The sequence below is a fragment of the Kitasatospora sp. NPDC056184 genome (assembly GCF_042268405.1).
Lineage (GTDB): Bacteria > Actinomycetota > Actinomycetes > Streptomycetales > Streptomycetaceae > Kitasatospora.
This window is the reverse complement of sequence record NZ_JBHJUI010000013.1, coordinates 74,039-85,767: the sequence shown is the minus strand read 5'-3', so window position 1 is coordinate 85,767 and position 11,729 is coordinate 74,039. Positions and strand designations below refer to the sequence as shown.

Sequence of the window (11,729 nt, the reverse complement as noted above, 5' to 3'; positions counted from 1 at the left end):
GCGTTCCCCCCGGGGTGTTTTTGTGATTTATTCTTTCCCCACATGGTTACGGGCTCCACCACCTGGCTTTTTGGGGGGCGCGGGGGGGGGGGCCGCACTTGACCGTCGGTCAAGTGCGCCAGCCGCGGGTCAATTGGGTCAAGCTGGTTCATATCGGGGTACTTCTAAGGCCTTTCTGGCACCTGCTGCTTGCCGTGGCGTGACTCAGGCAGCATCGGAGCGACCTGCCAACGGCCATTCCGAGGCGATGGCAGTTACGGCGTGTTACCAGTGGCGGGTGATCTTGCCGTCGCGTTGGAGCTTCTCGAGGTGATGAGTGAGGGCTTGGCCGGCTTCCAGGATTCGGAGCACGTCGGGGTGGAAGTAGCGCTGGGTGGTGGTGATGAGCCGGTGGCCTGCGATTTCCTTGAGGATGTGCGGAAGGATGCCGGCGTCGGCCATCCAGGTCAGGCCGGTGTGGCGCAGGTGTTCGTAGCCGAGGTCCCGGGTGACGTCGTCCCAGTGGGTGGCGTCGCGCAGGACTGCGATGCTGATGCGACCGCCGCGCGGGCCGGTGTAGGGGTGGACATCCGGGGTGCCTCGTGTCGTGCCAGCGCAGGCGCTGTAGGCGACATAGCCCCATCCGCGATGGCGGTTGCATGAGGCTGCAGCCAGGGCTTCGGCGAGTTCTGTGAGGGCGCCCCAGCCGCGCAGGGCGAGGGAACGGGACCAGTGTCCGGTATGGCCCGTTGACACCTTTCGTGAATGCCACCTGGGTCGATGCGGGCGTTGGCTGGTGGCCGGGTATCGCGCTCATGGTGACGCCAGGTCGTCCTGCTGCTGGAGACGCGGCCGGTGCGGTCACGGCGCTGGTCCGGGGCCTAAGGACGGCAGGCTGTCGCACTTCCTGGCCACGCTGGGCCTGGTGCTTGCGGCCGCGGGCGTCTCACTCGGCGGCAGTCCGACCATGCGCCCACGGGCCTTGGGCGCTGTCCCAGCGCGGGCTGGCGGTCCGGAGACGGCGGCGAGTGGGCCCGAAGGGTGGGCATGTGTCCGAACTATCAAACATGCATTCGAATGAATGGGTCAAACCTTGCCGCCTCCGGCCTGCGTCGAAGGCGGGGAGTCGCTCAGAGCGGAACTCGGGTGCTGCCCCGCAGCGGGAATTGTCCGAGGGGGCGAATAAAGTACCTCTAGCTTCCATGGAGGGTGTGGGGTGAGGTCGTTGGCGCGGTGGGCTGTGGGTGCCTTCGTGTCGGTTCCAGGGGATGCCGGAATCGGTAGTGTCGGGGCGGTCGAAGGGGAGCGGCTGCGGATCGACTATTTCGAGTCGGTGGCCCGTCCGGTCGTGAGGTCGTGCTGGGTTCAGGTCGCCGAGTGTCGGCCTGTGATGCTCGAACGGGAGGAACGCGTCTGGTGGCGGAAGCCCGGCGAGGATGCGTGGAGCAGTGTGCGGATCGTCGGGCCGGAAGTATCCGGAAGATCATACTATGTCCGTTTTTCGGATCTTGAACTTGATGTGTCGGTGCCGGTGGGGGAACTCCACATCCGGTGGTCCGGCCCGCGTGAGTCGCCGGTTCCGAACCTCGCGGTCAAGGGCGGCGCGTCGTCGCCGTTCCGCGATGCCCGGCTGCCGATGCTGGAGAGCTACGTGGCGCAGCGCTCCGCGAGCGCGGGATTGACCGCGCTGTTGTCCTCGGGGATCGAGTTCTACCCGCACCAGGTCGAGGCCGCGCTGACGATCCTGACCGACCCGGTCCAGCGGTATCTGCTCGCGGACGAGGTGGGGCTCGGCAAGACGGTCGAGGCCGGCGTGGTGGTCCGGCAGACCCTCATCGACAATCCGCGCGCCAAGGTGGTCGTCATCGCCCCCGAGGCACTGCGCCCGCAGTGGCGGGACGAGCTGAGGACCAAGTTCTTCGTGGATGACTATCCGGACGCGGTTGTCTTGATCTCGTCGCACAGCACCCCGGAGAAGTGGGCGAACTACCACGGCAGCGATCTCGTGGTGGTCGACGAGGCGCACGATCTGGTGCAGGTCGAGGGTCCGGACGAGTCGCCCTACCGCGAACTCGCGGCCCTCACGGCTTCGTCGGAGCGCCTGCTGCTGCTGTCTGCTACGCCGGTGACCTCCCGCTACTTGACCAATCTCGGTCTGCTCCACCTGCTCGACCCGAACCTCTACCGCTGGGACCAGTGCGAGGAGTTCGAGCAGCGCTACCGCAACCGCGCCGAGCTGGCCCGGGCGGTCTACGCCTTGGATGCCGACTTCATCTACTCGATCCGTGGAGCGGTGGACGAGGTGGCGGAGCTGATCCCGCCCCAGGACCTGCGGTTTCGCGAACTCGCCGACGCCATGCTCGACCTGCTCGACGAGGAGGACGAACTGCGCGATCCGGACTCGGGACCGGAGTTCGCCTGTCGGGTCCGAGAGGTCCGGGAGCACATCAGCGAGACCTACCGCCTGCACCGGCGGGTGATCCGCAACCGCCGGACCGTCGTCGTGGTCGACGACTCCGACGACGACATGGAGTCCTACGCGGTCCGCGGGCGGCAGCGACCGGAGCCGCTCCTCGGTACCGCGGAGCCGCTCGCGGTCGCTCCGGAGGCCCTCGACACCTGGCGCACCGCCGTGGTGGACGCGCTGGTGGACGCTGATCAGGAGGAGCGGGTCGCCGGCTACGGCATGGCACTCGCAGTCCTGGCGTCCCGGGCGGCGGCCGCCCCCGACGACCTGCTCGACGCGCTGCGCTGGCGGCTGGACCGCGATGAAGAGGCCGCTGACCGTGCGGGGCTCAGCGAGCGTGAGCGTCGTCTTCTGCTGGAGTCGCCGGTGGTGGCCGAGGAGAAGGCGGTTCTGGACGATGCCGTCGCCGCAGCCGCGAAAGTGGGGACGGAGGCGGCCGCAGCCGCCGTGGTCAACGTCGTGGCCGGCGCACTGCGTAATAGGAATCGGACCATCGTCTTCTGCGGTCCGGGTCAGTTGGCAGGCGACCTGGCCGCCGACATGAGCGCGCGCTTTGGCGGCAGGGCACTGATCGCGGCCCACACCAAGGGCATGCCGCCCAGCGTTGCCGAAAGCGCCGTCACGGCGTGGCGGAAGGCATCGGGCCAGGCGGTACTGGTCGTTGACGGGACCGCCGAAGACGGCCTGAACCTCCAGCTTGCTGACAACGTGCTGCACGTGCGACTGCCCTGGTCGCCGAACCAGCTGGAGCAGCGAATGGGCCGGGTGGACCGGTACCGGGGCGCGGAGTCCGTTCGGCTCAGCGAGCCCGCCGCGCAGCACCGCCTGGCCTTTGACGGTCAGGCCGAGAGCAGCATCACAGACGCCTGGGCCGAACTGCTCGAACAGGGCTACGGCCTGTTCACCGCGTCGGTGTCGACGCTGCAGGATGCGATCGCCGAGTCGATGGAGGACGTCTGGGCCGAGGCGATGCCACGGGGAGCGGAGGGGCTGCTCGGCGCCGTCGACGGCGTGCGCGAGCGCTTGGCGCACGCTCACGAAGAGGTCGAGCAGATGGACGGCTTGGAGTCGATCCACCGGGCGAGGTCCGGTCTCCGGAACATGCCCGAGGAGCTGTCGGCCCTTGAGGCCGACTGGCGGACGCTACGGCACCAGCTGCACGCCTACACGGCTGAGGGGAGCGGTGGGATCGGGCTGCCTCCGGTGGAGCGACGGGTCAACGGTGCGCCGTGCGAGGTCTTCCCGGTCCACGCGAGCAGCCACGTGCGGAAGCTGCTGCCGCCGCGTCGTTGGGCTGCGATCACCGGGGCGGTGCGCGCGGATGAGGTCGCGACCGGAGTCTTCAACCGCTCCACCGCGTTGCGGGTGCCCGGGACCAGGTTGTTCCGGCTCGGCAACCCTCTCGTCGACAGCCTGATGGGCATCGTGCTGGAGGACGACATGGGCCAGGCCGCCGCCTTCAGCCGTCTGGACAGATATTTCGATGGTGAGCCGCAGCCCTTCTTCGGCTTCGACCTCCTGGTGGAGGCGGATGCCGGTCCGGCGGTGGAACTCGTGGGGGACAGCCCGTTGGCGGCCAAGGCTCTGCGCCGGCAGGCGGACCGGGTGCTCGCTCCGTTCATGCGCCGGGTTTGGGTGGAGGCAGGGTCCGGAGAGGTGGTGACCGCCCCGAAAGCCCTGGACTGGTTGAACCGGCCGTACGACAAGGATCTAGCTGACCGAAACTACAATCAGCGGATCGCCGGAGAGCTCTTCAACCTCTTTGGCGGGGCGGAGTCCTGCGGACGGTCGGCCGCCGAGGCCGAGGAGCGGGCCGTTCAGCACCTCGTGAAGGCGACCGACCTCGCGGAGAAGTGCCGCGAGGCACGGGACCTCGCGCTCCAGGAGACGGCTGTGCTCAGCGCCCAGGCGTCTGCGCGGCAGGCCGCCGGCCGCCTCGTGGGTGATGTCGAGGGGCTGGTCACCGACGCGGCGGTCCTCCGGGCGCTCGCCGACGGGCTGGCCGAGCCCTCGGTTCGTGTCATGGCGGCCGTCTGTGTCGTGCGTCGGGGAATGGTTCGTGTTGCGAATTGAGTACTGATGAGTGGGACCAGGCACACCGCCTCTTCGATCAGTGGCCGTCTGTCGTGCCGATCGTTCCGGCGGCCGGATCGTCGGGAACGGTGCACCGCCTGGCACAGGCCCTCGCCTCGGCGAGGCACGGCCGCAGCGGCTGGCGGGACATAGCCTCGCTCACCCGCCAGATCCTGCTGCGAGCCCGTCTGCTGGGCAATGTGATGCCGCTGCCGGTGCCTCTGGCGGACGGACTGCCGACCCGCGAGCAGTGGCGGTCCGTCGGCTGTCCCGGAGAGTTGGGCGGAGGCCGCCTGCGGATCCACGCCGAGGAGTGGGCGCCGGTGAGCCCGGTGAGCCCCACCTGGGAACCGGCGATCGACCAGGTCTCCTGGGCGATTCGCGGAGACTGGGCGCCGGGCGCGCGACCGGCTCCGGAGGAGGTCGAGGCCGACCCCTTCTGGAAGCAGACCCTCGGATTCCCCACCTACCGCTCGCTGGGACAGCGCCAGATCGCCCGCGCGGTGGTGCTGGCTCCGCCGGGCAGTACCACGATCGCCTGCCTGCCGACCGGACACGGCAAGACGCCGGTGGCGCTCGCCGCCGCTCTGCTAGCCGGTCGCTCAGAGGGCGTCTCGGTCCTGGTGGTACCCACCGTGATCCTGGCGATCGACATGGAGCGCCGCGTCCGCGAGATCCTGGCAGAACGCGATCCGCGTGCGCGCACCACTCGGTACGCCTATGTCGGCGCACTGAGGGATGACGAGAAGCGGGAGATCTGCGATGCCGTCGCGGCCGGACGCCGACCAGTGGTCATCACGTCCCCGGAGGCGGTGACCAAGTCCGCTCTGGGGCGGGCGATCGACCAGGCGGCCGATGCCGGGCTGCTGCGCTACCTCATCATTGACGAAGCCCACCTGGTGGAGCAGTGGGGTGCCGCTTTCCGCAGCGACTTCCAGACGCTTGCCACGCACTGGCAAGCCTGGCTCGGTAGAGCGGAGGAGGGCTCCGCCGTGCGGACGCTCGCGATGAGCGCGACCCTGACCGAGCAGCAGATCAGGACGCTGGAGAGGCTGTTCGACGGCCCCGGGGGAACCGAGGTCGTCTGGGCGTCGGAGTTGCGCCAGGAGCCGGCGTACTTCATCCGGGAGTACCTGGACGAGCCGTCGCGCCGTGCGGCAGTGCTGGAGGCCGCCACCCTGTTGCCGTCGCCGGCGATCCTCTACACGACGGAGAAGGCCGACGCCAATGCCTGGGCCGAGGTCCTGCGCGCGGAGGGCATGCGACGAGTGGCCGTGGTCCACGGCGATTCCACGGAGAAGGAACGGCGGGACGCGCTGGAAGGCTGGTCGGGAACGGACGGCGCCGGCCGAGCGGTTCCGACGCGGTTCGATGTCGTGGTCGGGACGTCGGCGTTCGGCCTGGGGGTTGACCTTGGGGACGTCCGCACCGTACTGCACGCAACGGTCCCGGAGACCGTCGACCGCTACTACCAGGAGGTCGGTCGCGGCGGGCGGGACGGGAACCCGTGCCTCGCCTTTCTGGCGTTCGTCCCCCAGGACCGGGCCGCCGCCGCGACGCTCAACAGGCAGAGCATCATCACCAATGACGTGGCGTGGGACCGGTGGCACTCCATGCTCATCAACGCTGTCCCGGCCCCTGTCGGCGCCTCCGTGCGCACCCGCCGCGTCGACGTGCGGACCCAGCGGCCTATGGTGCGTGAGGAATCGGACCAGAACGTCGAGTGGAACATGAAGATCCTCAGCCTGATGAAGCAGGCGGGGTTGATCGACATGAGGCGGGCGACTGCTCCCACCAGGGCCGCCGATGAGGACGAGGAGTCCTGGTTGGCGCGGCAGCAGGCTTGGCACGAGGAGCCCTTCGGCCAGGTCGATGTGGAACTCCGTGACGGCGCGAGCGACGAGGCCCGGTTTAAGGCGGGCGTCCAGGCAGTCCGGGAGCGGGTGAAGTCGGCCCAGCGGCACTCCCTGGAGCGGATGTACGACATCCTGGCGGCCAAGGTGTGCACGGCCGACGTGCTGGCGTCCCACTACACGGTCCGAACTCCGTCCGGTCCACTGACGACCTCCCCGGCGTGCCGCGGCTGCCCGGGCTGCCGGCGCACCGGGCTGCCGGCGGACGGTGGGGGAGCGCTCTACCGGGTGCCCGTCGCCAGCTTCCCCGGCCTGCCCGCGTGGCCGGGCCAGGACGACCCGCTGGAGCGCCTGCACCGGGACGGCCCAAGCCTCAGCCTGTACTGGCGATCGACGGAGGAGTACGAGGACGAGACGGTGCGGCTGCTTAGCCTGCTGGCGGCGCGCGGCACGGCCTTCTTCGGGGGCCCCGGCCTGACTACCCGGCAGGTCGAGGACATCCAGTACGGGGTGGGGTCGCGCCCAGTCATTCACGACGCCGACGGGAGCAGTGCCCGCGACAGCGGTTCGACCGTGGCATGGGTCCTCTCGCCCGACGCGGATGCCATGGACGAGACCGCCCTGCTCCGGTACGAGGGCGGCGATCGCCTGTACCTTCTTCATCCGAGCTCACTCAGGGACCCCGGCCGACCAGACATGCTGCTCCGAGACATGCACGCCGCCGCAGTTCCGTTGGCCCAAGCCCGAAAGGCATTGTGACGGTGGCCTACCTCAACCCGACCCAGACCGCGCGGCCCGACTTCATCTGGCCGGTGTTCCGCTTCCTGGCGTACCAGCAGGCCGCCGTGTCCCAGCGGAAGGTCCTCGCCTTCACGGCCCCCGAATCCTTGGGGGGAGGGGGGAGCGACACCACCATGTCCCTCAGGACCCTCCGTGAACTCGGCTTCCTGGAGACCGAGGGCCAGGGCGACGACGCGCTCTGGAGCCTCGGGCCCCGAGGGCGGAACGTCGGGGTCGACGACTACGACGCGTTCCAGCGGAACTTGCGGTCGGCGCTGTTCGCCACGTCCGAGTCCGGCGGGTGGGCCATGGCGGACGGCGTGGCCGAAGACCTCACCCGCGCGCTGTGCTGGTTCCTGACGTCCGATCCCCACACCAGGACGTGGTCGTCGGTACAGAATGACAAGTCCGTGCCGGCGGGCGTCTTCGGCAATGACACGCGCTGGCCTTCGTTCCAGATCTGGGGAGCGGCGGCCGGGCTCGTGGCACCGGCGCCCCACGCCTCCAACGCGTCGATCGCGGACTGCGGGACCGCGGTCAGGCAGTCCGTGGAGGACCTGTTGGAGCCCGGGGAGGAGAAAGAGGCCCTGGAGGTCCTGCGCGATCTGCGCAGGGTGCTTCCGGTGCTGCCGGGCGGAGTCCTTTCCGCGCACTTCGGGTTCGTCCACGTGAACGAACTGGACGCGGGCCCGGCGCTCTCCTTCGCGCTGCGGCGAGGAGAGATCGAGGGATGGTTGAAACTCGAGTTGAGGTCGGATGCCCCGACCCAGATCAAGCTGTTCAATCCGGATTCCGACTTCTCGCTGCTCTGCTCCTCGGTGAAGCGGCTGGAGGCCGACCGTGGCTGAACTGACCCGCTACGTCTGCTGGACCACCGAGGACGTCGTCTCGACGATCCACACCGAGGCGGTGGTGGGGTCGTCGGCCGCTTTCCTGGCCACCCACACCCCGCTGCGCATTCACCGGTCGAGGATCAACGGCCGCACCATCGAGCCCTCCGGTGCCGTCGTCTCCGAGCAGGACGTGCTGAAGGACTTCCTCGAACGCCGCTCGGACACCGGGACCCTGCTGGTGCCGATCGTGGGGGAGTCCGGCTCGGGCAAGTCCCACCTGGTCCGTTGGATCAGGGAGAACATCCCCTTCCGCGACCAGTACAAGGTCATCTACCTGGAGAAGTCGCGGACGAGCCTGCGCAACGTCATCGACGATCTGCTCAAGGGCGTCGATGACGAGGACGTCGTCAAGGTGAAGGAGGACCTCCGGACCCTAGGCGACGGAATGGACGAAGCACAACTCGCGCGACGGCTCGTCGCCGAGTTGCACCTCGCCCTCTCCGACACCAAGGCCGCCGATTTCAAGGGAGACGTGCGGAGCCTGGTCGGTCCCAGGGGACTGGCGCGGCTGCTGCAGGATCCGGCGACCGCCGACATCATGCTGGAGCCAGGGAAGTTCGTTCCGGAGTACGCATCGCAACTCCTGCGGGACCGCAAGCCGAACGAGGCGGAGCGGCCGCCGCGGTTCTCGGCGAACGACCTGCCGATCACCGGGGAGTTCCGCAAGGCGCACCTCGACACGCAGAAGGTCGTCCAGCTCCTGAACAGCCGGCCGAACCTCAAGGAAGCAGCGGTTGCGCTGCTGAACGACCACCTGGAGAGAGCCGTCCAGCGGGTGTTCTCGCTCGGGGTCGGACGCATCCTCGACATCATGATCAAGGTGCGCGAGATCGTCGCGCGTGAGGGCAAGGAGATCGTCCTCCTGATCGAGGACTTCGCCCTGATCCAGGGGGTGCAGCGGGACCTCCTCGACGCGGTGACCGAGGCGTCCACGCGTGAGGGCCGGTCGGCCATCGCACCGATGCGCACCCTGATGGCGATCACCAGCGGCTATTTCGAAGGCCTTCCCGAAACGGCCCTCACACGCATCAGCGAGGGCGTGGCCTACAACCTCGACATCGTCTTCGGCGAGACCGACGACGGATCCGAGCAGATCGCCGAGTTCGTCAGCCGATACCTCAACGCGGCGCGTGTGGGCAGGAACGCGGTGGAGGAGTCGCGCGGCCTCAATGTGCCGGTCAAGTGCCAGAGCTGCCCGGTCAAGGCAGCGTGCCACGAGGCGTTTGGAGAGTCGGGAGGCGTGGGCCTCTACCCGTTCAACCGCATCGCTCTCCAGCGCCTGGCACACTCGGTTGCTCCGAAGGACAAGCCCTGGTCCTTCGTGCCCCGGACGATGCTCGGCTCGGTGGTCATCCCGATCCTGCGTGACGGCGTCGACAGGATCGAGGACGGAACGTTCCCGGGAAGCGACTTCAGCACCACCTACAGGCGGTCGACGATCGACCTCCGGGTCCCCAACGTCGTGACGAACTACCTGATCGACGTGGAAGACCCGGAGCAGGGCCGGCGGGTCGCCCTGCTCCAGTACTGGGCCGAGGATCCGAGCAACGTTCAGGGAATCCCGCAGGGAGTGTCGGAGGCGTTCTCGCTACTGCCGTCCCCCGAGGGCGGAGTTCCGCCCCAGCCCGAGCATCGGGAAAGGGAGCAGGAGGAGAAGCCGAGGCTCGCCGCTGGCCCCGTGGCTGGCCCCGCCACGGCGGTGTCCGTTCCGAACTCGCTCCGGAAGCGCCTGGAGTCGATCGAGGAGTGGACCCACGGCGCACCGCTTCCCCAGGACGTGTCGGGTGACCTGCGGAAGGCCGTCGCCCGGGCCGTCTACTACCGGTACGGGTGGAACCTACCGCCAGTGAAGCCGCTCTCCCACGACGAGGCCAAGGCAGGGTGGCCGGTTGCCCTTGTCCGTTCGGACACGGTGTCGATCGAAGGCGCCGTCGCAGAGAACCTGGTGACGACGAAGAGGCGTGTCACCATCGCGAGGAACCCCGGGAACGGCGAGTTCCTGAAGAGCGTCGTCCAGTTGGCGGCCAAGGCCGGGCGCCCTCGCGGCGAGGACACCATCCGTCTCGCCGAACTCGCTGATGAAAACGCGGGGCTGATGTGGGAGCGGCTCGTCGAGGCCACGGAGACCGGGGACGACGACCTCGTCACGGGGATCCGGGTGTCGCTGCTCGGCGCGGCGTTCGCAGGCCAGGTCATGCCGGGGCGGAGCGAGGAGGAGGAACTCTTCGCCGCTGTGTTCCACACCGGCGACGGTTGGGCCCGGGATGGCTCCGCGCTCGACGCGCCCAGGTGGTCCGCCGCGTTGGCGGAGCACCTCAAGCACCGGTGCGAGCTGGTCATGCTCCTCCGCAGGTCGCTCGGCCGCGGTCAAGGAGCCGGCAAGGTGTCGGTCATCGATGCGGCCCGAGCGCTGCCCCTGTTCCGGCGGGCCCTCGACGGCTGGGACTGGGACTCTGTGCTGGACCTGCCGAAGTGGGCCAAGGGCGCGGCTAGCCCGTTCCGGAGGTGGACGGACCTGCTCACCGAGCAGATCGACGGGCTGTCCGGAGTGCTGGTGTCCATCCGGCGCCACTACGCTGGCGGGGCCCTCACGGATCTGGTAGGCGAGGTGCACGCCGCGCTCGACGACGCCTTGAGCGTGAACCTCGGCGGGATCTCACGAGCGAAGCTGGACCAGGTCGCCGGGCTCCGGGAGCGGATCAAGGGCTTGGACGCCAGTGACGTGCAGCGGCTCGAACGGGATGTCGAATCCCTCGCCGCCAACCCCGGTTCGGTCCGCCAGCGGGTGCTCATCGCCGGGGCGCTACGGGACGGGCGGCTCCGGGTGCTGGACGAGTTCTTGTCCCTCTGCGACGCGGACCTGGATCTCGTACTGGCCGCGATGGAGCGCAGGAGTGCGGGCCTGACCAACAACAGCGCCCACGAGGTGACCGCACTGCTCGATCGCTGGGCGGACTTGGTCAAGGGCCATGAAGAGGCGATGGAGGACGCGGCTGATGAGCACTGAGACGACCTCAGAGAAGGCGAGCAGGGTGCGGGCCGGCGTCCGGGCGATCCAAGCGGATCAGCAGGACGAGAACCAGCGCCAGCACGTGGCCAAGCGGGTGCAGGAGATCTCGGTCGAGCTCGGGAAGCTGGAAGGCCATCTCCGCACTCTGGACGTCCTCACCAAGCGGACAGGCGTCGGCCTCGACGCCTCTTACGTCATGGACGGACACATCAGGCTGGCGAAGTACGCCGCTGGCGGTCTGCCGAGCAACCCGGCGTTCGTGGGGGCCCAGCGGAAGCTGGAGGCTTCGGCGCGGAGGCTGGCCGAGGAGCTGCGGACGGCGTGGGTCGGCTGGTGCCAGGAACAGCTCGACGCACTGCCGCTGGGCCGTAGGTCTGGGCTCGCGAAAGCGCAGCGGGACGAAGTCGACAAGAGGCTCAAGGACCTCCGCGGCGCGCAGTCGCCGAAGGGCGACCTCGACGTGTCCACCGTGATCCTCTTCGCTGACGGTGTGGCTGCCCTGAAGGAGACCCTCGAATGTGCCACGGAGTTGGCACCGGCAGTGGTGAGGGTGCTGGACCGGATCGAGTCCGGTGCGCTGACCCTGGCCGAGGTGACCGACGCGGAGATCACTCTGTTGCGGGAGTTTGACCTGGCGGGCGATATCCGGCTTACGCGGAAGGCAGGCTGACGAA

Annotated in this window: 6 protein-coding genes; 5 read left to right on the top strand and 1 reads right to left on the bottom strand. The window is 68.8% G+C overall.

Going from position 1 to position 11,729, the window contains the following annotated elements; all coding sequences use genetic code 11:
* Positions 1-264 precede the first annotated feature (264 nt).
* Entirely contained in the window at positions 265-735 is a 471-nt protein-coding gene (locus tag ACFC0B_RS25080) for a hypothetical protein (RefSeq protein ID WP_376089866.1), read from the bottom strand.
* 484 nt (positions 736-1,219) lie between these two features.
* On the opposite strand from ACFC0B_RS25080, the gene dpdE reads away from it, so the two are divergent.
* Genes dpdE through ACFC0B_RS25055 form a run of 5 tightly spaced genes read left to right on the top strand, consistent with a single transcriptional unit; the run spans position 1,220 to position 11,725 of the window.
* A complete protein-coding gene (gene dpdE, locus ACFC0B_RS25075) occupies positions 1,220-4,519 on the top strand; it encodes a protein DpdE (RefSeq protein WP_376089863.1) in 3,300 nt (1,099 codons plus the stop codon).
* A complete protein-coding gene (gene dpdF, locus ACFC0B_RS25070) occupies positions 4,516-7,131 on the top strand; it encodes a protein DpdF (RefSeq protein ID WP_376089860.1) in 2,616 nt (871 codons plus the stop codon). The genes dpdE and dpdF overlap by 4 nt, the downstream gene beginning before the upstream one ends.
* A gap of 2 nt (positions 7,132-7,133) precedes the next feature.
* Complete coding sequence (gene dpdG / locus ACFC0B_RS25065; protein WP_376089857.1) at positions 7,134-8,000, top strand: protein DpdG; 867 nt, start codon at positions 7,134-7,136, stop codon at positions 7,998-8,000.
* Positions 7,993-11,052 carry a protein DpdH gene (gene dpdH, locus ACFC0B_RS25060; RefSeq protein ID WP_376089854.1) on the top strand — a complete coding sequence of 1,020 codons (3,060 nt, stop codon included), beginning with the start codon at positions 7,993-7,995 and terminating at the stop codon, positions 11,050-11,052. The genes dpdG and dpdH overlap by 8 nt, the downstream gene beginning before the upstream one ends.
* Complete coding sequence (locus tag ACFC0B_RS25055; protein WP_376089851.1) at positions 11,042-11,725, top strand: hypothetical protein; 684 nt, start codon at positions 11,042-11,044, stop codon at positions 11,723-11,725. The genes dpdH and ACFC0B_RS25055 overlap by 11 nt, the downstream gene beginning before the upstream one ends.
* Positions 11,726-11,729: the final 4 nt, after the last annotated feature.